Origin of the sequence: Pseudohalioglobus sediminis, assembly GCF_008370495.1 — a bacterium.
In the GTDB taxonomy this organism is placed as follows: Bacteria; Pseudomonadota; Gammaproteobacteria; order Pseudomonadales; family Halieaceae; genus Halioglobus.
The window spans coordinates 515783-537520 of the sequence record NZ_VTUX01000002.1 but is presented as its reverse complement, the minus strand read 5'-3'; the positions used below and the strand labels follow the sequence as shown (position 1 = coordinate 537520).

Annotated in this window: 17 protein-coding genes; 14 read left to right on the top strand and 3 right to left on the bottom strand. The window is 61.3% G+C overall.

Annotated elements, in window-relative coordinates:
• Positions 1-43: 43 nt before the first annotated feature.
• From F0M18_RS06420 to F0M18_RS06410, 3 genes are read left to right on the top strand one after another with little or no spacing between them, the layout of a single operon-like run.
• Positions 44-2353 (top strand): TonB-dependent receptor, encoded by a 2310-nt coding sequence (locus F0M18_RS06420; protein WP_188109619.1) that lies wholly within the window; start codon positions 44-46, stop codon positions 2351-2353.
• A 60-nt stretch (positions 2354-2413) separates the two neighbouring features.
• Entirely contained in the window at positions 2414-3853 is a 1440-nt protein-coding gene (locus tag F0M18_RS06415; protein ID WP_149610571.1) for a pyridoxal phosphate-dependent decarboxylase family protein, read from the top strand.
• Positions 3854-3855: 2 nt separating this feature from the next.
• Positions 3856-5103, top strand: a complete 1248-nt coding sequence (locus F0M18_RS06410; protein WP_188109618.1) for an MFS transporter — start codon at positions 3856-3858, stop codon at positions 5101-5103.
• A 33-nt stretch (positions 5104-5136) separates the two neighbouring features.
• Here the strand turns inward: F0M18_RS06410 and F0M18_RS06405 are convergent, their stop codons facing one another.
• Together F0M18_RS06405 and F0M18_RS06400 are read right to left on the bottom strand one after the other, a co-directional pair.
• Positions 5137-6450 carry an aminotransferase gene (locus F0M18_RS06405; RefSeq protein WP_149610569.1) on the bottom strand — a complete coding sequence of 438 codons (1314 nt, stop codon included), beginning with the start codon at positions 6448-6450 and terminating at the stop codon, positions 5137-5139.
• A gap of 28 nt (positions 6451-6478) precedes the next feature.
• Positions 6479-7948 carry an NAD-dependent succinate-semialdehyde dehydrogenase gene (locus F0M18_RS06400; protein ID WP_188109617.1) on the bottom strand — a complete coding sequence of 490 codons (1470 nt, stop codon included), beginning with the start codon at positions 7946-7948 and terminating at the stop codon, positions 6479-6481.
• A gap of 117 nt (positions 7949-8065) precedes the next feature.
• Here F0M18_RS06400 and F0M18_RS06395 point away from each other — a divergent pair, with 117 nt between their 5' ends.
• The 5 genes from F0M18_RS06395 (at position 8066) to F0M18_RS06375 (ending at position 13732) form a co-directional block, all read left to right on the top strand.
• Entirely contained in the window at positions 8066-8959 is an 894-nt protein-coding gene (locus F0M18_RS06395; RefSeq protein WP_149610568.1) for a LysR substrate-binding domain-containing protein, read from the top strand.
• 98 nt (positions 8960-9057) lie between these two features.
• A complete protein-coding gene (locus tag F0M18_RS06390; RefSeq protein WP_149610567.1) occupies positions 9058-9735 on the top strand; it encodes a TetR/AcrR family transcriptional regulator in 678 nt (225 codons plus the stop codon).
• Positions 9735-12101 (top strand): penicillin acylase family protein, encoded by a 2367-nt coding sequence (locus F0M18_RS06385; RefSeq protein WP_149610566.1) that lies wholly within the window; start codon positions 9735-9737, stop codon positions 12099-12101. The genes F0M18_RS06390 and F0M18_RS06385 overlap by 1 nt, the downstream gene beginning before the upstream one ends.
• A gap of 66 nt (positions 12102-12167) precedes the next feature.
• Positions 12168-12572, top strand: a complete 405-nt coding sequence (cueR, locus tag F0M18_RS06380) for a Cu(I)-responsive transcriptional regulator (protein ID WP_149610565.1) — start codon at positions 12168-12170, stop codon at positions 12570-12572.
• Positions 12569-13732, top strand: a complete 1164-nt coding sequence (locus F0M18_RS06375) for a permease (protein ID WP_149610564.1) — start codon at positions 12569-12571, stop codon at positions 13730-13732. Before cueR ends, F0M18_RS06375 begins: the two co-directional genes overlap by 4 nt.
• A 224-nt stretch (positions 13733-13956) precedes the next feature.
• Here the strand turns inward: F0M18_RS06375 and F0M18_RS06370 are convergent, their stop codons facing one another.
• Positions 13957-14619, bottom strand: a complete 663-nt coding sequence (locus F0M18_RS06370) for a pseudouridine synthase (RefSeq protein WP_149610563.1) — start codon at positions 14617-14619, stop codon at positions 13957-13959.
• Between the two features lie 52 nt (positions 14620-14671).
• Between F0M18_RS06370 and F0M18_RS06365 the strand changes: the two genes are divergently transcribed.
• The 6 genes from F0M18_RS06365 to eno all read left to right on the top strand — a co-directional run bounded on the left by F0M18_RS06365 (position 14672) and on the right by eno (position 21720).
• Positions 14672-15328 (top strand): class I SAM-dependent methyltransferase, encoded by a 657-nt coding sequence (locus F0M18_RS06365; RefSeq protein WP_149610562.1) that lies wholly within the window; start codon positions 14672-14674, stop codon positions 15326-15328.
• A 119-nt stretch (positions 15329-15447) separates the two neighbouring features.
• Entirely contained in the window at positions 15448-16395 is a 948-nt protein-coding gene (locus F0M18_RS06360; protein WP_149610561.1) for an acetyl-CoA carboxylase carboxyltransferase subunit alpha, read from the top strand.
• 24 nt (positions 16396-16419) lie between these two features.
• The gene (gene tilS / locus F0M18_RS06355) at positions 16420-17775 is read left to right on the top strand and encodes a tRNA lysidine(34) synthetase TilS (protein WP_149610560.1); all 1356 of its coding nucleotides are present in this window, start codon (positions 16420-16422) and stop codon (positions 17773-17775) included.
• A gap of 119 nt (positions 17776-17894) precedes the next feature.
• Positions 17895-19532: a CTP synthase gene (locus F0M18_RS06350; protein ID WP_149610559.1), complete on the top strand. Its 1638-nt coding sequence runs from the start codon at positions 17895-17897 to the stop codon at positions 19530-19532.
• 30 nt (positions 19533-19562) lie between these two features.
• Positions 19563-20414, top strand: coding sequence for a 3-deoxy-8-phosphooctulonate synthase (kdsA, locus tag F0M18_RS06345; RefSeq protein WP_149610558.1), 852 nt, complete (start codon positions 19563-19565; stop codon positions 20412-20414).
• Between the two features lie 19 nt (positions 20415-20433).
• On the top strand, positions 20434-21720 hold the full coding sequence (eno, locus tag F0M18_RS06340) for a phosphopyruvate hydratase (protein WP_149610557.1): 1287 nt from the start codon (positions 20434-20436) through the stop codon (positions 21718-21720).
• Positions 21721-21738 lie beyond the last annotated feature (18 nt).

Sequence of the window (21738 nt, the reverse complement as noted above, 5' to 3'; positions counted from 1 at the left end):
ACGGGTCTGGCAATTGATATCCATAACAACAGAGGCCCCCACCATGAGTGCACTCTCTCCGAATCGTTTCAGCCTGAAAACACTTTGCCTGGCCGTTGCCGCAGCCGCGTCAGCCCAGGTGGCAGCCCAGTCTGATGCGCCGCTGGCGCTGGAAGAGGTGGTAGTTACAGCGCAGAAACGCGAGCAATCGCTGCAGGACGTTCCTGTCAGCGTCACCGCCTTCACCGAGGATGTCATCGACCGCGCCGGTATCAGTGACTTCAGCGGCTATGCCATCAAAACCCCGAACGTGGGCTTCCAGCAGCGCGGTAACCGCGCCGATACCAAGTTCGGTATCCGTGGGGTGACCAACATCGGCGGTCAGGCCAGCGCCGTCGGTATCTATGTGGATGAGTTCAACGTGGTGCCAAACGTATTGACCAACGGCACCTCGCGCACTGCCGATACCAGCCTGCTGGATATCGAGCGGATCGAGGTGCTGCGCGGCCCCCAGGGTACTTTTTTTGGACGCAATACCATGGGCGGGGCCATCAATATCACCACCGCGAAGCCGGACGTGAACGAAGCCTTCGGTAAAGTTACCCTGGAAGCGGGCGAATACGGTCACTACCTGGCCAAGGCCACCGGCAATGTGCCACTGGGCGATACCTTGGCGCTGCGTGGCGCCGCCTACTATGACGAGAACGATGGCTACATTGACAACAAGGGCCCCTCAGACGCTTCCAACGCCGAGGAAAACCAGGGCATAAGGGCGGCGTTACGCTGGGAGCCGAACAGCGCCCTGGTCGCGGATTTCAGCGTATCCTGGTCGGAGATGCAGCAGGATTACCCGGCCATGGTGCCCACCGGCATTCTCGGTGAGATCCCTGGTTTGGTGGTGGAAGAGGGCGGTTTCCTGTTCCCGACCTTCGGCCTCGATCCCTGGCCACTGCAGGAGGTGCCGTTTTACCCGGATAACTACACCGATACCGCGACCGACCTGGGCCGGGGCATGGACAGTGAGACTGCCATGGTGACCGCTCGTATCGAGTATGATTTCGATACCGTGACGCTGACCTCTGTGACCGGTTACATCAAAAATGATTACGACATGGCCGGTGAGGGCGATGCTTCCTCAGCGCCGGCATTCACGGTGTCACGCGACAGCGATATGGAAGCCTTCAGCCAGGAGTTCAGGCTGGCCTCCAATGCCAATGAGAGCGTGCACTGGATGGTCGGCTTTATTTATGCTGATGACGAAACTAACGAAACGGACCTGTCTACCCACCTGGAGAGCGACCCTTACCTGGCAGTCTGGGATGTGCTGGGTATCCTCGAGTTCGGCCTGCCCGGCGACGTGGTCGATATTATCTTCAACGGTCCTTCAGGCATCAGTGTCGGTAATTTTGAAGACGTGGATCGCGGCTCCCAAACCAAGAGCTACGCCGTGTTTGGTGACCTGACCTGGGATATCAGCGAGCAGTGGAGCCTCTCTGGCGGATTGCGCTATACCTATGACGACGTGGAGTACTACGAACTCACCCGTCCCACCATTACTATCCCGGTGTCAGATATCAGTGACAGCGAAACCTTTGACGACATCAGCCCGCGGCTTAACCTGACCTGGTTCCCGGCAGAGGACTGGACCGTTTACGGTACCATCAGCAAGGGTTACAAGGTCGGCGGCTTCAATGCGTCACAGGACCTGGTGGAACTCACCTTTGATGAAGAAACCGGTTGGAACTACGAGGTTGGGTTCAAGTCCTCGTTGTGGGACAGCCGCATGCAGTTCAATGCCGCCGCGTTCTACTTTGACTGGAGTGACCTGCAGGTGCGTGGCCAGGATGTGCGCACGCAGCGACAGATTGTGGTCAACGCCGAGGAAGCCCATACCCAGGGTGTTGAGCTTGAAGTGAAGGCCTTGCTGACCGAGGGCCTGACCCTGGATGTCGCCTACGGTTACCTGGAGGCGGAGTTCGACAAGTTCGACAACGCCATCGATACCAATGGCGCCCTGTTTAATGCCAACGGAAACACCATCCCGCTGGCCCCGGAAAACACCTTCACCGCTGGCCTGGAATACCAGTTCGACCTGGGCGCGGGCGAGGCCTGGGCGCGTGTGGATTACAGCTTTATCGATGACCAGTTCGCCAGCGCCGACAACACACCCGAGCGGGCCATCGACAGCTACGAGTTGTGGAACGTCCGTGTCGGCTATGACGCCGAGCACTGGGGCGTGCAGGCATTCGTCGAAAACCTTGCCGACGAAGAATACAGCTCCGCCATCGAGAACCTGGAAACCTTCTACACCGGATTCCAGCGCACGGTTGGCAAGCCCCGCTGGGCGGGCGTGCGCCTCGATATCAAGTTTTAATCCTTCCCGAATAACCCGGACGGCCCCCTCATAGGGGCCGACGTTGCAGAGGTAGCAGTCATGAAATTTCCCCAGCAGGGCAGGTCGCCCGACGACATCCTGAGTAGTTTAAAGGCGCGCAAACAGGATGATGTGCCCTGGGAAGAGGGTCGCGTGTTTGCCTATATTTACGATGCAGGCGACGAGGCCGAAAAGCTGCTGAAAGATGCGTTCAGCCTGTACCTGATGGAGAACGGTCTCGATCCCACCTCCTTCCCCAGCTGTATGGAGTTGGAAAAAGAGGTGATCGGCATGGCCGTCGATCTCGTTAATGGCGGCGACGACGCCACAGGCACCTTCACCTCCGGTGGCACGGAGTCCATCCTGCTGTCGCTGAAGACCACGCGCGACTACTACCGTGACATTCGCCCGGACATCACCGAGCCGGAAATACTCATGGCCACGACTGCGCACCCGGCCTTCCACAAGGCCTGCCAGTATTTTGACCTCAAGGCAGTGACCGTGGACGTGGATGACGACTTCTGTGCGATCCCCGAGGCCATGGAAGCGGCGATAACCGAGAACACGATACTGATGGTAGGTTCGGCGCCGTCCTATGCGCACGGCGCCATTGACCCGATCACCGAGTTGGGCCAGATCGCCCTCCGTCACCAGCTGCGCTTTCACGTGGACTGCTGTGTGGGCGGCATGTACCTGCCTTTTGCGAAGGAACTGGGTTACGACATTCCCGAGTTTGACCTCTCTGTGCCCGGCGTGACCCAGCTGTCGATGGATTTCCACAAATGGGGCTATGCGGCAAAAGGCGCCTCCTGCATTCTGTACAAAGATCGCGCCATCCGCCGCTACCAGATTTTCTCTTACGCCAACTGGACCGGCTACGCGGTGATCAATCCCGGCGTGACCTCCACCAAGGGTGGCGGCCCCATAGCCGCCTGCTGGGCGATTCTCAACTATATTGGCCGTGAGGGTTACCTCCGCCTGGTAAAGGCGTCCCAGGAGGCCTCGGCAAAAATCGTCGACGCTGTGGAGCGTATCGACGGGCTGGAGATGATGGGCAAGGCGCAGATCAACATGCTGGCCATTCGCGCGACAGACTTCAATATTTTCCCGGTCGCGGACGAGATGAAGGCGCGCGGCTGGTTTATCCAGCCTCAGTTCGGATTTGCCAACAGCAGCGAGAACATGCACCTTTCTGTGGGTTATCACAATGCGCACCAGGTGGATGAGTTCGTACGTGATCTCGCCGAGGTGGTGGCCGCCGTGCGTGCCGAGCAGCGGGACAAGGAGCCTTTCGTGATGCCCGATGACCTGCGCGAGTTCATCGTCAATTCCGGACCGGAGGTCATGGACCACCTGAGCGAGGTACTGGGTAGCGACGGTAGCGCCCTGCCGGGCAAGATGGAAGAGATCAACAATATGCTCAACCAGTTGCCCGCGGATTCCAGGGAGATGCTGCTCGGCGAATTTATCAACCGGCTTTATAACCCGGACGTGCATTGAGTTTGGCCTGGCCCGTCCTACAGGAGCGTCGCTGGCAGTTGGCGCTGGTGCTGTGCGTCACGTTCTTTGTCGGCTATCTGGACCGGCTGAATATCAGCTTTGCCGTGCCACTTATGGCCGTGGAGTTTGGCTGGAGCGCGGAGCAGACGCGGGATTACGGATCCCTGCTGATGGGTCTGTTTTATGCCGGCTACGGCCTCGCTAATATATTTCTGACGCCGCTGGCAGCGCGCTTTGGCCCGCGCCGTTCATTGCTGGTGATCGTCACCCTGTGGTCCTTGTTCACCGCCATGGGTGCCTGGGTCAGCCAGTGGTTGATGCTGCTGATGGCAACGCGGGTGCTGCTGGGCCTGAGTGAAGGCGTGCACGTGCCCATGGTGAGCCAGCTGATCAAGACCTGGTTTCCACGGGAAGAGCGCGCTCGCGCCAACAGTATTTTTGTCTCCGGATTGTTCCTCGCGGTGATCCTGTCGCCGTTGCTGCTCGTGCCCTTGATGTCCTGGATAGGCTGGCGTACCGGTTTTATCCTCATTGCCCTGTTCGGGGCGCTGGTCAGCCTGCCGCTGGTGCTGCGCTTTGTACATGACCGGCCCAGCCAGGGCGATGGCGTAGGCGAGGCGGAACTGGACCTGATCACCAATGGCCAGGCCGAGGAAGCGGCAGAGTATCCCGACGCGCTGACCATCCGGCAGTTGCTGCGCTTGCCGCGTTTTTTGCTGTTGGGCCTGATCGGTATCGTCAATAACGTGGTGGCGCTGGGGATGTCCAGCTGGCTCCCGACCTATTTCACCAATAGCAGGGGCATACCGTTTGAGGAGATCGCCTGGCTGGTGGCGATACCCTACACGTTCTCATTACTGGGCATTGGCGTGTGGGCAACACTGGGCGACCGCTATAATATTCGCGCGCTGCTGGGCGCCGTGGGCTTTTCCGGTGCGGGAGTGATGATTTACCTGGGCCTGCAGGCAGAGGCGCTGTGGCTGGTGCTGGGCTGCTTCTCCCTCGGCGTATTCCTTATTTCCGCCTTCAATGCCTGCGAATTTGCGATGATACAACGCATCGTGCCGCTACAGTTGGCGGCACCCGCCATGGGTATCTACAACGGCTGTACGACAATCATCGGCGGTGGCCTCGGGCCGTTCATCGTGTCGCCGATTATCGGCAGTGGCGGGCCGGTGTGGATTATCAGCGCCATCGCCCTGGTGAACGCGGCGCTGCTGGTGTTGGCATGGCGAGTGATCCGCTACTAGCCCCGGCCCCATGTTGGCCGGGGCACAGGCTGCTCAGGCTACCTGCTCGATAGAGCGGCGCAGTTTGTCCACCATCTCATCGACCTGGTCGCGGGTGATGATCAGCGGCGGACACAGTGCCAGCGCGTTCCCGGCCACGTTGCGTACGATGAGGCCATTCTCCTGGCAGGCGAGTGTGGCCTTCTTTGCCAGTTCAACCGCAGGTGTCTTCTGCTCGCGATCGCTAACCAGTTCCACGGCCGCGATCAGGCCCGCACCGCGCACTTCACCAACGATGTCGATGTCATACAGTGTCTGCAGGCTTGTCTGCAGGTAGTCGCCCATTGCCGCGGCGTTGTCATACAGGCCGTCGCGTTCATATATTTCCAGCGTCTTCAGCGCCGCTGCGCAGGCCACGGGGTGACCGGAATAGGTGTAGCCGTGTCCAAAAATGCCGACCTCGGCGCTGGGCGCGACCATGGGTTCATACATGTCGCCACGAATGATGGAGGCGCTGATCGGGTAATAGGCGGAAGAGAGCTGCTTGGCGAAGGTCATCATCGCCGGCTGCTTGATGTTCATGGTGTCGCAGCCGAACAGGTTGCCGGTGCGACCAAAGCCGGTGATGACCTCGTCGGCCCAGAACAATATGTCGTACTTGTCGAGAATGGCCTGTACCGCATCGTAGTAGCCCGCCGGTGGCACGATCACGCCGCTGGCGCCGGTAATCGGCTCGGCGATGAAGGCCGCGATGGTCTCAGGGCCCTCCTCAAGTATCAGCTGCTCCAGGTTGCCGGCAATGCGGGAGACGAAATCCGCCTCGCTCTCACCGGCACCGGCGCCCCGGTAATAGTGCGGGTGGTCAGTACGCAGTATGCCCAGGGCATCCAGGGGCGCATCGAAGTGGGCGAGGTTGGCCGGCAGGCTGGTCAATGAACCGGCGGCCACGGTGACGCCGTGATAGGCGCGCTCGCGAGTGATGATCTTGCGCTTCTCCGGCTTGCCGATGGCATTGAAGTAGTAGCGCAGCAGCTTGATGTGCGAGTCATTGGCATCGGAGCCGGAGTTGCCAAAGAACACCATGGCATCCTTTACTGGCACCATGCCGGCCAGTTTGTCGGCCAGGTCGATGACAGGCTGGTGACTCTTGCCGCCGAAGCTGTGCGAATAAGAAAGCTTCGCAAGCTGGCTGCTGATGGCATCAATCAGTTCCTGATTGCCGTAGCCCAGGCCGTTGCACCACAGCCCGGCGAGACCCTCGAGATACTGCTTGCCGTTCTGGTCATAGACATAGATACCTTCACCGCGATCGAACAGCAATTGTTCGGTCGCTGCGAGGTTGGTGGTTGGATAGATTACTGCAGACATATTGTTTTCCTCTCTTTACCGCGGCGTTTCAGCTTTTGCTGATCCCGCCCATGCAAATGTATTTCACTTCCACGTAGTCATCGATGCCGTATTTGGAGCCCTCACGGCCCAGACCCGACTCCTTCATCCCGCCAAAGGGAATGGTCTCGGCGGTGATGCCCACTTCGTTGACGCCCACCATGCCGTATTCGATGGCCTCGCTGACGCGCCAGATCTGGCCGTGGTCATTGCTGTAAATATAGGCGGCGAGTCCGTACTCCGTGTCATTGGCCATGGTGATTGCCTCGGCCTCGTCGCTGAAGGGCAGTACCGGTGCCACCGGCCCGAACACCTCCTGGTGGTAGATACGCATACGCTCGCTGACACCGGTGAGCACCGTGGGTGCGTAAAAACTGTCACCGAGTTTATCCAGGGCTGCACCCCCGGTGGTGATAGTGGCCCCCTCGGCGACCGCCTCGCGAACCATGGCATCCACCGCGTCCATGGCACCCTTGTCAATCATAGGCCCCATCTGGCTATTTTCATCCTGTCCCGGGCCGACGCGTAGTTGTCCGGCGGCATAGGTGAATTTTTCGACAAACTCAGCGTAGATGCTGTCCTGAACCAGTAACCGGTTGGCGCAGATGCAGGTTTGGCCGGCGTTGCGGTAGCGGGAAGCGATGGCACCGGCGACAGCGGCGTCGATATCGGCGCTGGCAAATACGATGACCGGAGCGTTGCCGCCCAGTTCCATCGATACTTTCTTTACCGTGCTCGCGCTGGCGGCGAGCAGATGTTTGCCCACAGCCGTGGAGCCGGTGAACGTCAGTTTGCGCACCACAGGACTCGCCGTCAGTGTATCGCCGATTGCGGGTGCATCTGAGCCGGTAACGATGTTGAAGACGCCGGCGGGAAGGCCGGCGCGTTCCGCCAGCGCCGCCAGCGCCAATGCTGACAGCGGGGTTTCTGCTGCGGGTTTCAGTACCACGGTGCAGCCTGCGGCCAGTGCCGGGCCCGCCTTGCGGGTGATCATGGCGCTGGGGAAATTCCAGGGTGTGATCGCCGCCACCACGCCCACGGGTTGCTTGATCACCACCAGGCGTCGATCTTCGCTGCCCGGAATCACGTCACCGTACAGGCGCTTGGCTTCCTCGGCGAACCACTCGATAAAGGACGCTGCATAGCTGATTTCCAGCCGTGCCTCGGCAAGGGCCTTGCCCTGTTCCGCCGTCATCAAGCGCGCCAGGTCCTCCTGGTTGGCCACGATCAGATCGAACCACCTGCGCAGCAATTGGCTGCGGACCTTCGCCGGGCGCTCGCGCCATTCGCGCTGGGCCCGCTCGGCGGCGAGGATGGCGCGGTTGGTGTCGGCCGCGCCGAGATCGGCGACGCTGGCAATACGGCTGGCATCGGCCGGGTTGAGAACATCGAAGCGTTTGCCGTGCTGCGCAGCCTGCCACTTGCCGTCGATATAGGCTTCGCTGCGCAGCAGGGTGGGGTCGTCGAGTTGTATAGCCATGGTAATACTGGTGTCCCATAAAGCGGTGCTGATATGAAGAGGCACAGTTTATGGTTTGTTTATCTCACGACAAGCGATATATTTGGAACAATATGGTGATTAAAACTAACCAATAGCATGAAGCAAGTGAGCCGCCGAAATCTTCCCCTGAACGCGCTGCGCAGTTTCGAGGCCGCCGCCAGGCACTGCCACATGCGACGAGCAGCCGAGGAGCTGGGCGTCACCCATGGCGCGGTGTCCCGGCAGATTCGCCAGCTGGAGTCCCAGCTGGATGTGAGGCTGTTTGAGCGCAGCGGGCGCGGCCTGGCACTGACCGAGCAGGGCCGGCGCCTGTTGTCGGTGGTGAGTGATGCCCTCGACCGGCTGGCCGAGGGCGCGTTGGCCATCGATCCGGGCTCGCTGCACGGGGGACTGGTGATCGGCGCTTCGCCGTCGATCTCCGCTTGCTGGCTGCTGGCACTGGTAGGGGACTTCCAGCGTCGTTATCCCGGGATCGAAGTCAGGCTGGAAGATATCCAGCCGATGCAGAGAGCGATACCCGCCGAGATCGAGGTCGCGGTCTGCTTCGGTGAGCCCGATGCGCCGCGTCGCGTGGTGCGGGAACTGTTTCGCGAGCGCTATGCGCCGGTGGCCAGTCCCGCGCTCATTCCCCAGGGCGCCTGGAGCGGGCGGGCGACTGATATCCTGCGCCTGCCATTGATTCACGACCGGCACGATCGCTGGCAGCGGTGGTTGGCGAACGCAGGCCTGGACCCGTCGCCATCAGGAAGTCACCTGCATGTGCGCGACTCCTATCTGGGTATCTGCGCAGCGCGCGATGGCTGTGGCGTTTTTCTGGCAGACCGGATCGAAGTGGGCGCGGACCTGCGCAATGGGGTACTGGTGGCCCTGGGGGAGCCCAGCGTCGAAGCCAGGCTGTCGCACTATCTCGTTACTGATCAGCCGGAGGCTGCCAGTACGCGCGCGCGACTCTTCGCGGAACATCTGGAGCGAGAATTTTCCATGCGCTGAAGGCGATGATTTGCGTTCGTCCTCGCGACTCTTATAATTGCACGATCGTACTAATAACATGCTGGCCGGGGCAGTGACATACCGGTAGAGAGGCGGATTTGTCCACGAGTAGAGCTGCGCAGGCAGACAGTCGCACCCGGCGCGCCAAGGGTGAACGCACACGCAATCGAATATTGCAGGCGGTGTTCAACGTGATAGCCAACGAGGGTTTGCGCGGAGTTACCCATCGGGCGATCGCCAGGGAGGCTGGCGTGCAGTTGTCCCTGACCACGTATTACTTCAAAGATATCGAGTCCCTTATCGGAGAGGCTTTCGAGCAGTTTTCCGAGCATATGCGGCCCGATATCGAACAGCTGTGGCAGCGGATTTTCACTCGTCTGGACGCTTACAACGGGGCGCAACTGCGCAAGCGCGAGGTGCGGGAAACACTGGCCGGGTACCTTGCCGGAGAGGCCAGCGACTATATCCTCGCCCAGGTGCGCGAGAAGCCGGTGGGCCTTGCGGTCGAGCAGATTTTCTTCACCCAGGCCAGGCTGTCACCGGAGTTGCGCGCGCGGGTGGAAGCCCACCGCGCCAGGTTATTGGCGCCGCTGGTCGACCTCTGCTCCCGTTTTAACCGGCACGACCCTGAGATCGATGCGGAACTGTTGCTCGACACTATCACCTCAATGGAATACCAGGCGTTGGGTATACCGGTCGATCAGGTGAATGACGAGCATGTGCAACGGCTGATGCGTCGCCATGTGGGCTGGATCCTGGGCCTGCAGCGTTTTTGATGAACTTCGCACGCTTTATACGCTACCTGCTGCTCGCGCTGGTCGGTATTGCGCTGGTCGCCTGGATACTGCTACGGCAGTCGTTTCCGCGCCAGGAGCAGGCCACGGCGCTGGCCGGGCTGCAGTCCGAGGCGACCCTTCGCTATGACGCATGGCAGCGCCCTTATGTCGAGGCTGCCGGGCTCGCCGATGCGCTGCGGGTACAGGGCTGGCTTCACGCCACGCATCGCCTGTGGCAAATGGAGATGCTGCGTCGTGCCGGCCGCGGGCGGCTCGCCGAAATGCTCGGTGCCGACCTGCTGGAAACGGACAAGCAGCTGTGGCGCGCGGGTGTCCCGCAACTGGCCGGCCGGTTGGAAAGTCACGCCTCGCCGGCCACGCTGGCGGCGGTGGATGCGTACCTGGAGGGCGTGAATGCCGGTATTGCCGGCCTGCGACTGCTGCCGCCGGAGTTTTTACTGCTTGGCCAGGCGCGTCCTTCCTGGCAGCGGCGCGATGTATTTGCGCTGGGTGCCCTCATGGCCCACCAGTCAGCGAACAATCTCGACAACGAACTGCTGCGTCTGGCCCTGGCCGGGGTACTGGAGGTGGATGAGATGGCCGCTTTTCTCACCGACGACAGTGGCCGCTACGAATACCCCTTTGTGCTGGATGCAGGCAGCGATAGTGTGGCCCTCGGCGAGGTGCTCGATGCGGTGGCGCTCACCGATCCCGGCGTGAATCCGCTGATGCCACGGCTGGGCTTTGGCAGCAATGGTTGGGTGGTAGGCGCTGGAAAAAGTACATCCGGTCTGCCGTTGTTCGCCTTCGACTCGCACGATGAACTGGGCCTGCCCAATTTGTTTTACGAGGTACACCTCTTCTTCGGTGACAATCGACAACTGCGCGGCTGGTCGGTGCCTGGGATGCCGGGTGTCATCAACGGCTACAACGAAAACATCGCCTGGGGCTTTACCAACATTGGCGATACCCAGGACGTATTCGTTGAGACCCGCTCAGAACAGGACCCGCTGCTATTCCGTTTCGGTAACACATGGCGCCGGGCACGCGTTGAGACTGTCGACATACCGGTGCGTGGCGGCGCCACAGAACGCCTGGAGATCGTGCATACGCACAATGGCCCGCTGGTTAGCGAGACACCCGCGCTCAGCCTGGCCTGGACGGTGCACCGGATGCCCGCACCCAGCCTCGATAGCATGCTCGATTTCAACCTCGCCGGGAACTGGGATGAGTTCAATGTGGCGCTGGATGCTTTTCCCGCGCCAACACTCAATGCTACCTATGCGGACCGCCACGGCACCATCGGCTTTCGTACCGCCGGCGTGTTGCCGCAGCGGGGCAGGGGACAGGGCCTGATGCCGCAGGATGGCAGCTCACCGGCGGCGGTGTGGCAGGGCCTGGTCCCCCCCTCGGCCATGCCTCGCCGCAACAATCCCCCGGCTGGTTTCCTCGCGGCCGCCAATTCCCGGGTCAACCCGGCTGGCCAGGGCCCACTGGTCTCTGCAGACAATGCCGCGCCTTATCGCATTGCCCGTATCCAGCAGGTGCTGGGGAAGGCTGAGTCGTTGTCACTGGAGGATATGCGGGTGCTGCAGATCGATTGGACTGATGGCCAGGCGCAACTGCTGTTGCCGACGCTGTTGGCGGCGTTACCTGCGAGTAAGGAGCCGCTGCTCGAAGCGGGCATTGAGTTACTGACCCAATGGCTTGAAGAGCCCGTTGCAGCACGAGGCAGCGCCGCGGCCTTGCTGTTCCAGAGCTGGTACGTGGCACTGTCGGAAGAGGTATTTGCGCAGCGACTGGGGGAACTGTATCCACGTTTGCTGCGCCGTGCCTACCTGCTCAACCACGCTCTCGATCACCTGTTGTTGCACGCACCTGAGTCGCCCTGGTGGCGTGGGCAGCGAGCAGGGATCATTGCGGCAGCATTGCACCGTGCCATGACACGGATCGCTGATGAGCAGGGCCCGGAGCCCGGCGCATGGCGCCTGGATCGCCAGCAGCACGTGCGCTTGCGGCATTCCCTGGGCGCGGTCTCACCGGTGCTCGCCAGCTTGCTCGACGCCGGAGACGCGCCCTGGGGGGGCAGCGTCTCCACGGTCGGTCGCGCCCGTTACAGTTACGCCAGCCCCTTCGCTGTCAACAGCGGTGCTACCGTACGTGTGGTAGCAGAAATGGGGGCGGTGCCGTCGGTGCAGGCGGTGATACCCGGCGGGCAGTCGGGGCATTTCCTCAGTGAGCATTATCTCGACCAGTATCCACATTGGCTGGCTGGCCGCCTGCTGCCGCTTGCCTCATTGCCGTCCAGCCTTGACCGCGAAGCGCAGCGTTTCCTGCCAGCCTCAAAAGCAATCCTGAGGCAGTGAAAACGGGTCTTGACCTTCCAGTCACTGGAAGGTTTACATTGAGGGCATGAGGCAAAGGAGGCAGCTATGAACATTTCCGAAGCGGCCCGGCGCAGCGGGCTCAGCAGCAAGACCATTCGCTATTACGAAGAGATCGGTTTGATCGCGCAGGCCACGCGCGGCGCCAACGGCTACCGGCAGTATGGCCAGGCCGCGGTGGAAGAACTGCAGTTTCTGGCGCGCGCTCGCGACGTCGGTTTTGACCTGGACGAATGCCGTCAGTTGCTTGAACTGCACCGGGACAGCGCGCGCCAGAGTCGGCATGCGCGCTCGCTGGTGCTGGAGAAAAGCGCACAATTGCAGGAACGCATCGATTCGTTGCAGGCAATGCAGCAGGTGCTGCAGGATATGGCCAGCCGTTGTCACGGTGACGAAGGCCCCGAGTGCGCCATTCTCGATGACCTGGCCGGCAGCCGGGAGGGTGCGCAATGAGCACCGGGACCCAGGGAGAATCAACCTGCTGCCACGCTAGCGAACCCACGGCTACCAAAGCGCAGCCGGCAGCGTCCGGTGGCTGCTGTGACGGCGATGCACGGCCGGCGGCCAGTTGCCATGACGACGCCGCCGCTGACAGCTGTTGTGAAACGCCCGCCCGCCGGGACTACTTTTTCTGGACGTGTCTGGTCATCGTGGCTATCGCCTATCCCATGGGCGCTTTCCTGCCCCACCAGCACGGCAGCGCAGTCAGCACATTCACCGGTGGCGTGTTCGAGTTGTTCAATGCCATGTGGTGGGGTATTGCCCTCGGTATCGTATTTGTCGGCTTACTCAGTCGTATACCGCGCGAGCTGGTGATGGGCGTGCTCGGCCGCGACGGCGGGCTCTCGGGACTGTTCCGCGCCACAATGGCCGGGGTGTTTCTCGATCTCTGTAGCCACGGGATCCTCGCCGTGGGCATGAAGCTGTATGAACGCGGTGCCAGCGTCGGCCAGGTGATGGCGTTCCTGTTGGCCAGTCCGTGGAACTCGTTTTCGCTTACGCTGATCCTGTTTGGCTTGATCGGTGTCGGCTGGACCTTGCTGTTCATTCTACTTTCACTGGTGATAGGTATTATCACCGGGCTGGTCTTCAATGCCCTGGAAGCGCGCGGTACCCTGCCGGGCAACCCCTGGCGCGACGAGTTGGGGGAGGAGCGTCCGCTGGGAGACATGTGGCGCGAACTCAGACAGTCCATGCGCTTTTCCGCCAGCGGCACGTCCGACATTTTGCGTGAGGGTTTTATCGGCTCGAGAGTGGTTATCCGCTGGTCGCTGTTTGGCCTGATCCTTGCCGGCCTGATCCGTGCCCTGGTGCCTGAGGACGCTTTTGCCGCCTGGTTCGGTGCCACCTTTGCCGGCCTTTGGTTGACCCTGCTGGCCACCACTATCATCGAAGTGTGCTCGGAGGGCTCCACGCCCATCGCCGCTGACCTGATGAATCGTGCCAACGCCCCGGGCAACGCGTTTACCTTCCTGATGGCGGGCGTGGCCACGGACTACACCGAGGTGATGTCGATCCGTGATACCACGCGGTCCTGGAAAATCGCCCTGTTCCTGCCGCTGGTTACCGTGCCACAGGTCATGGTGATCGGTTTTGTGTTGAATCAGTTTTAGGAGTCCCGGGTGCGGTTGGCCCCGCGATGCGATGTTTGGTGCACGCTAATCGGGCTGGGGCGCGGGGGATTCCCTCCTGCGAACGCCAAAAAGCAGACGTCCGTGTCAGGCTCGACGGCGGCCGTCCCTGGCCGCCGACGTCGCTGGAGAGAATCCCCCGCGCCCCAGCCCTAGCCACCGGATCGTTCTGCGCCGCCCAGAAAGCAATCGCCGTTCAGGTTCGCCTAGAAGTCCGGCGGACATTCCCCGCTCAGCCATTCCCCCGTGGTGGGATGCTCAAAGCCCAGGGTGGTGGCGTGCAGCAGCAGGCGGTCCGCCATGGCCAGCGCTTCCTCGTGCGCATACATGTCGCAGCCAAGTATCGGGTGCCCAAGTTCCCGCATATGAATACGCAACTGGTGCGAGCGCCCCGTGACCGGTTGCAGCAGCAGTCGCGTTCGGTCGTGCTCACGCGAGAGCACGGTGTAGCGTGTCAGCGCGTACTTGCCGCGTTCATGATCAATCATCTGCAGCGGCCGGTTTTCCCAGTCGCAGCGGATCGGCAGTTCCACTTCTCCTGAGTCCGCAGCCACCACACCATAGACCACGGCGTGATAGCTCTTGGCAACCCGGCGTTCCTGGAACTGCCGACTGATATGGGCGTGGCTCGGCTTGTTCAACGGGATGACCATGATGCCGGAGGTGTCGAGGTCCAGCCGGTGGACGATGCTGGCGCTCGGATAGCGCTGCTGCAGGCGAGTAATCAGGCAATCCTTGTTCAGGGGATGGCGGCCGGGTATGGACAGCAACAGGTCGGGCTTGCGCACCAGCAACAGGTCATCGTCCCGGTACAGGATACGAATGGCTTCCTTGCTGTGGGGCACTAGGTAGGGTGGCTGATCTGGCATGGCGGCTAGTGTAAGCGCAGCGGGAAAGATAACAAGCGTATAATGCCCGGCCATGTCTCTCTGCCATGAACAACTGCAAGCCCGCCTGCGGGCCATCCTGCCCGGCGCCCGCCTGGAGGTAATGGCCCTGCCGGAGACGCCACAGCTGGAACTGCTGCTGTTATCCGCGGACTACCCGCAGGGGGACCTCACCTCCGAGGTGATGCAACGGGTAATGGATAACCCACTTTACTGGGTGTTCTGCTGGGCCTCCGGCCAGGTGCTGGCGCGTTACCTGCTGACCCGGCCTGAGCGTGTGCGCAACAAGCGCGTGCTGGATTTTGGCTGCGGTTCCGGCGTGGTCGCTGTGGCGGCGGCACTGGCCGGAGCACGCGAGGTGATCGCCTGTGATATCGACCCGTTGGCGCTGGAGGCGACGCGCCTTAATGCGGAGCTGAACGGCGTTACGCTGCAATACGCAGATGATTTCTTTGCCGTGCAGGGCGAGATCGACATGATCATCGTCGCCGATGTGCTGTATGACAGGGAGAATTTTTGCTGGCTGCAGCGCTTTGTCGAGCGCGCCCCGCAGGTGCTGATCGCCGACTCCCGCGTGAAGCACTTCGATCATCCCCCCTACAGGCAGATAGACCGCCGCGAGAGTTGTACGCTGCCGGACCTCGATGAATCGGCGGAGTTTCGCGATGTGCGCCTCTACCTGGCGGGGTAGGGGCGGGGTGCCACGCGCCGCGGTTCGCTGGTCCGCCGCCGACAGGGGCCCCGGCATGGTCCGCCTGCCGTTTATTGGTTACACTGGGCGCCATCAATAACAGCAGGGTCCCCGCAGCAATGAACCCCAACTACCTGGATTTCGAACAACCGATCGCTGAACTCGAGGTGAAGATCGAGGAGCTACAGCATGTCGGCTCGGATAACGAGCTCAACATCAGTGAAGAAATCGAGACGCTCAAGCAGAAAAGCACCAAGCTGACGGAGAAAATCTACTCCAATCTCAGTTCCTGGGACATCGTCAAGGTCGCGAGACACCCTCTGCGCCCCTACAGCATGGATTACATTCCGCGGATATTCACTGAGTTCGATGAACTGCATGGTGACCGGCATTTCGGTGACGACAACGCCATTGTCGGCGGCATAGCGCGCCTCAACGGTGAGCCGGTGATGGTGATCGGCCAGGAAAAAGGACGCGCGGTCAAAGACAAGGTGATGCGCAATTTTGGCATGCCCAAGCCCGAGGGCTACCGCAAGGCCCTGCGGCTGATGGAGATGGCGGAACGATTCAAGCTGCCGGTGATTACCCTTATCGATACGCCCGGGGCCTATCCCGGTATCGATTCCGAGGAGCGCGGTATCAGCGAGTCCATTGCCCAGAACCTGGCCGTGATGTCGCGCCTGAAAACGCCGGTTATCTGTATCGTCATTGGCGAAGGCAGCTCCGGTGGTGCCCTGGGCATCGGCGTGGGGGATCACCTGGCGATGCTGCAGTATTCCACCTACTTCGTGATTTCCCCTGAGGGCTGCGCCAATATTATCTGGAAAGATTCGGCCAATGCGCCCGATGCCGCCGAGGCGATGGGTGTGACGTCCTCGGTGCTGCAGGACCTCGGCATCGTCGATGCCACCATCCCCGAGCCGCTGGGTGGCGCGCATCGCGATGTGGACCTCATGTCCGAGCGTATCAAGGCCCACCTTACCGAGCAATTGGACGTACTCCGGCAGCTAGCCCTGGAAGAACTGCTGGACCAGCGCTACCAGCGGCTGCTCTCCTACGGCAACTGAGTTCACGGTGCCCCGGAGTGAGCGATGCCCGGCGGGATAAACCGTAAACACCTCGCCGCGGCGCTTGCTGAGCACGCCGCGGCACCGCAATGGTGGGTCGGCTTTAGCGGCGGCGTGGACTCGACAGCCTTACTGCACCTGGTTAACAGCTGGCGCAAGGCGCAGCCCGATCCGCCACCGCTTACTGCATTGCATATCAACCACGGCCTGCAGGCCTCTGCGTCCGAGTGGGAAAACCACTGCGCGTGGATCTGTCGCTTTCTCGATATTCCCTTCCTGGCCTTGTCCGCCGCGGTGGAACCTGCGGGTAAAGGCAGTGAGGCGGCCGCCCGGGAGGCGCGTTACGCGCTGTTTGAACAGCAACTGGAGGAGGGCCACGTGCTGTTCCTGGGCCAGCACCTGGATGACCAGGTAGAAACCTTTTTCCTGCGCCTGTTGCGCGGGGCTGGCGTCGACGGCCTGGGTGCGATGCCGCGCCAGCGAGAGCTGGGGCGCGGAATTCTCAGTCGTCCCTTGCTGGATTGTACCCGAGCGCAGCTGCAGCACCATGTCGACAGCAGCGGCCTGCGCTATATCGATGATCCCTCCAACGAGGACACCGCGATCGACCGCAATTTCCTGCGCAGGGAAGTGTTACCGCTGCTGGCGAAGCGTTGGCCTGGCTATCGCAAAACGGTGATCAGAGCCAGCGAGCACCTCGCTGGCGCCGCCGTTGCGCTCGAGCAGGCGCTCGATTTACCCGAGACCTGTTTCAGTGTGCTGGGCGACCCGGGCCTGAATCTGGCATTTTTGCAGGACGCTGACGACCAGTATGCCGCCCAGCTGATTCGCGCATGGTTGAAGCGGGGTGGCATGCAAGCCCCTGACAGCGCCCAGTTGCAGGAATTCCTGCGCCAGTTGCGCAAGGCCGCCCGCAGCGGACAGCCGCTGCTGGACACCGGTAGTTATTGCCTGCAGCGTTATCGCGATGCGATATATCTGCTGCCGCGACGCGACAGTGAGCCGGAAGAGGTGCTCACCCTGGCGCCAGGGGAAACCCGGCAGATAGAGGGCGTTGGTGAGGTTTCCCTGCAGCGCTGTGCCGGGCCAGGTATCTGGCTGGCGGCGGACGAGGAGACCGAAATACGCTGGCGCCGTGGCGGCGAAAGGGCCCGCTCCGCAGGCGGACGGCGCAGCGCCAGCCTGAAAAAGTGGCTGCAGGAGGAGGCCATACCGCCCTGGTGGCGCGAGCGCGTGCCGTTGCTGTACCTGGAGAATCAACTGCTTGCCGTGGGTGGGTTGTGGCCCTGCCACAGTTCACGCTGGGGTGAACAGGGTGAAGAGGCCGAAGCGCCGTGGCAGCTGGTCTGGGAGCCCGCGGTCAATGACGGATTTGATTGAGCTGCCAGCGCCTTTCTGCTAATCTGTCGTCCCATCTTTTTGCAGCATTTCCAGCGCTCCGCAGAGAGCGGTGTGGAAGGGCTGTGTGTCCGGAAATACAGCGTAGTTAAAGGCTTCTCATGACGCGTTACGTCTTCGTCACCGGTGGTGTGGTTTCCTCATTGGGTAAGGGCATCGCCGCGGCGTCCCTTGCAGCCGTGCTCGAAGCACGTGGCCTCAAGGTGACCTTGCTCAAGTTGGACCCCTACATCAATGTCGACCCTGGAACCATGAGCCCGTTCCAGCATGGCGAGGTGTTTGTCACCGAGGACGGCGCGGAGACAGATCTCGACCTCGGTCACTACGAGCGCTTCACCCATACCACCATGAAGCGCAGTAACAACTTCACTACCGGGCGTGTCTACAACACGGTGCTGCGCAAGGAGCGCCGCGGCGACTACCTCGGTGGTACCGTGCAGGTGATTCCGCACATTACCGATGAAATCAAGCGCCGGGTAATACTCGGGGCGGGTGATGCCGATGTGGCCGTGATCGAGATAGGCGGCACGGTCGGTGACATCGAGGGGCTGCCATTCCTGGAGGCGGCACGGCAGCTCAAGGTTGAGATGGGGCCCAGCCGGGCGCTGCTCATGCACCTTACACTGGTGCCCTACATCGCCACCGCCGGCGAGATCAAGACCAAGCCCACCCAGCACTCGGTCAAGGAGTTGCGTGCGCTGGGTCTGCAGCCGGATATCCTGCTGTGTCGCTGTACGGTGGATATCGAGGAGAGCGCGCGCAAGAAGATATCCCTGTTTACCAACGTGGAAGAGCGTGCGGTCATCCCTTTGATCGATGCTGATTCCATTTATCGTATTCCCGGCATGCTGCGCGGGTTTGGCCTCGATGATTTTGTTGTCGAGCGCTTCGGCCTGGACTGTCCGCCGGCAGACCTCTCTGAATGGGACGAGGTCATCGAGCGCGAGTTTTGTGAGACCGCGGGCGAGGTTCGGGTGGCCATGGTCGGCAAATACATGGACCTGCTCGACGCCTACAAGTCGCTCAATGAAGCGCTGGTGCATGCCGGTCTGCAGACGCTCACCAACGTGCGCATTGACCACATTGACGCCGAAGACATCGAGCGTGACGGCACCGGGGCACTGGAAGGTGTCGACGCCATACTGGTACCGGGCGGCTTTGGCGATCGCGGTACCGAAGGCAAGATCACCGCGGTCCGCTATGCGCGCGAACACAATATTCCCTTCCTCGGTATCTGCCTGGGTATGCACGTGGCGCTGGTAGAGTATGCGCGCAATGTGTGTGGCCTGGAGGGGGCGCATTCAACCGAGATGGATGCAGCGACACCGCACCCCATTGTCGGCCTTATCACCGAGTGGCAGAACGCCGACGGCAGCAAGGAACAGCGCGACTCCTCGTCGGATCTGGGCGGTACCATGCGCCTTGGCGCCCAGCCCTGTCACCTGGAACCCGGCACCCGGGTGCACGATATTTACGGTGCCGAGACCATCAACGAGCGCCATCGTCACCGCTATGAGGTCAATAACAACTACCTCGATCAATTGTGCGGCGCTGGCCTGAGGGTGGCCGGCTGGTCGGCCGATCGCTCCCTGGTAGAGATGATTGAGCTGCCTGATCATCCCTGGTTCATAGCCTGCCAGTTCCATCCGGAGTTCACGTCCCGCCCACGCGGTGGCCACCCGCTGTTTACCAGCTATATTGAGGCAGCCATCAAGCATGCCGGGGCCGGGACAGCCTGAACCGCCTCCGGTTAATACAGAGGACACGCCGTGACTGACCAGACTGTCACCCTTGGAGACATCCGTTTCGATAACAGGGCACCTTTTGTCCTGTTGGGCGGGGTCAATGTGTTGGAAAGCCGGGATTTTGCGCTGGCAGTGGCGGAACAGTATGTTTCGGTATGCGCTGAACTGGGTATTCCCTACGTGTTCAAGGCGTCATACGACAAGGCCAACCGCTCTTCGATTCACTCGTTTCGCGGGCCGGGGCTGGAAGAGGGCCTGTCAATTCTTGCCGAGGTTAAAGCCACGTTCGGCGTGCCCGTGATCACCGATGTGCACAGTCCGGAAGAGGCCGCACCGGCAGCGGAAGTGGCGGATATTATCCAGTTACCGGCATTCCTGGCCCGCCAGACCGACCTGGTGGCGGCGATGGCGGCCACTGGCGCGATCATCAACGTCAAGAAACCGCAGTTCCTCAGCCCCTCGCAGATGTCCAATGTGGTCGACAAGTTTGCCGAGTGTGGCAACACGCGAATTCTGCTGTGTGAGCGCGGCAGCAATTTCGGCTACGACAACCTGGTGGTAGACATGCTCGGCTTCGGTGTCATGAAGCAGGCCTGTGACAACGTGCCTCTGGTCTTTGACGTGACCCATGCCCTGCAGTGTCGCGATCCCGGCGGCGCGGCCTCCGGCGGCCGCCGCGCGCAAGTCGCTGAACTGGCGCGCTCCGGCATGGCTGTGGGCCTCGCCGGCCTGTTCCTGGAAGCGCACCCCGAGCCGGACAAGGCCTTGTGTGACGGCCCCAGCGCTTTGCCGCTGGACCAGCTGGAGCCGTTCCTGGCCCAGGTCAAGGCCGTTGACGACCTGGTCAAGTCGCTACCACCCCTGCAAATCGATTAGACAATACGGAGTTTTCCCAATGAGTAACATCGCAAACGTGCAGGCCTTTGAGGTCATGGATTCCCGCGGTAACCCGACAGTTATGGCCGAGGTGACCCTGGAATCAGGCCACGTCGGCAGTGCCTGTGCGCCATCGGGCGCCTCCACCGGCTCGCGCGAGGCACTGGAATTGCGCGACGGCGACAGTGCCCGTTATCTGGGTAAAGGTGTCCTGCAGGCAGTTGGCAACGTCAATGGCCCCATTCGCGAGCTGCTGCTGGGCATGGATGCCACTGCCCAGCGTGCGCTGGACCAGGCCATGATCGACGCCGACGGCACCGAGAACAAGGGTGAACTCGGCGCCAACGCCATACTCGCAGTGTCTCTCGCGGCGGCCAAGGCAGCGGCACAGGCGAAAGGCGTGCCCCTCTACCAGCACATTGCCGATATCAATGGCAGCAGCGAATTCAGCATGCCTGTGCCAATGATGAATATCCTCAACGGCGGCGAGCACGCAGACAATAATGTGGATATACAGGAGTTCATGGTGCAGCCGGTGGCGGCGCCAAGCTTCGCCGAGGCACTGCGTGCCGGCGCCGAGATATTCCACCAGTTGAAAAAGGTTTTGTCAGCGCGCGGCCTGAACACCGCCGTGGGCGACGAGGGTGGTTTTGCGCCCAACCTGCCTTCCAACGAGGCGGCCCTGGAAGCCATTGCCGAGGCGGTGGAGAAGGCAGGCTATAAACTGGGTAGCGACATCACCCTGGCACTCGATTGCGCGGCCTCTGAATTCTACCAGGACGGAGTCTATGACCTCGCGGGAGAGGGCAAACAGTTCAGTTCCGATTCCTTCACCGATTACCTGGCCGAACTGGCTGGCAGTCACCCCATTATCTCTATAGAGGATGGTCTCGATGAATCAGACTGGGATGGGTGGAAGCTGCTGACCGACAAGATCGGTGACAAGGTGCAGCTGGTAGGGGATGACCTGTTCGTAACCAATACCCAGATTCTCAAGCGCGGTATCGACAACGGCGTGGCCAACTCCATTCTGATCAAGTTCAACCAGATCGGCAGCCTGTCAGAAACACTGGATGCCATCGCCATGGCCAAGGCAGCGGGATATACCGCTGTTATTTCACATCGCTCGGGCGAGACCGAGGACACAACCATAGCCGATCTTGCCGTGGCCACGGCCGCAGGGCAGATCAAGACCGGCTCCCTGTGTCGTTCCGATCGCGTGGCCAAGTACAACCGGCTGTTGCGGATTGAGGCCGAACTCGGCAGCCGCGCACCCTACCGCGGAATCGCGGAATTCAAGCGCTAGTATGAACAGGCCCTAGCT

Bases quoted from the DNA above. Each gene is read 5' to 3' on its own strand.
- F0M18_RS06420 (WP_188109619.1), top strand. From the start codon at position 44: ATGAGTGCACTCTCTCCGAATCGTTTCAGCCTGAAAACACTTTGCCTG.
- F0M18_RS06415 (WP_149610571.1), top strand. From the start codon at position 2,414: ATGAAATTTCCCCAGCAGGGCAGGTCGCCCGACGACATCCTGAGTAGT.
- F0M18_RS06405 (WP_149610569.1), bottom strand. From the start codon at position 6,450: ATGTCTGCAGTAATCTATCCAACCACCAACCTCGCAGCGACCGAACAA.
- F0M18_RS06400 (WP_188109617.1), bottom strand. From the start codon at position 7,948: ATGGCTATACAACTCGACGACCCCACCCTGCTGCGCAGCGAAGCCTAT.
- F0M18_RS06395 (WP_149610568.1), top strand. From the start codon at position 8,066: ATGAAGCAAGTGAGCCGCCGAAATCTTCCCCTGAACGCGCTGCGCAGT.
- F0M18_RS06385 (WP_149610566.1), top strand. From the start codon at position 9,735: ATGAACTTCGCACGCTTTATACGCTACCTGCTGCTCGCGCTGGTCGGT.
- cueR (WP_149610565.1), top strand. From the start codon at position 12,168: ATGAACATTTCCGAAGCGGCCCGGCGCAGCGGGCTCAGCAGCAAGACC.
- F0M18_RS06375 (WP_149610564.1), top strand. From the start codon at position 12,569: ATGAGCACCGGGACCCAGGGAGAATCAACCTGCTGCCACGCTAGCGAA.
- F0M18_RS06370 (WP_149610563.1), bottom strand. From the start codon at position 14,619: ATGCCAGATCAGCCACCCTACCTAGTGCCCCACAGCAAGGAAGCCATT.
- F0M18_RS06365 (WP_149610562.1), top strand. From the start codon at position 14,672: ATGTCTCTCTGCCATGAACAACTGCAAGCCCGCCTGCGGGCCATCCTG.
- F0M18_RS06360 (WP_149610561.1), top strand. From the start codon at position 15,448: ATGAACCCCAACTACCTGGATTTCGAACAACCGATCGCTGAACTCGAG.
- tilS (WP_149610560.1), top strand. From the start codon at position 16,420: ATGCCCGGCGGGATAAACCGTAAACACCTCGCCGCGGCGCTTGCTGAG.
- F0M18_RS06350 (WP_149610559.1), top strand. From the start codon at position 17,895: ATGACGCGTTACGTCTTCGTCACCGGTGGTGTGGTTTCCTCATTGGGT.
- eno (WP_149610557.1), top strand. From the start codon at position 20,434: ATGAGTAACATCGCAAACGTGCAGGCCTTTGAGGTCATGGATTCCCGC.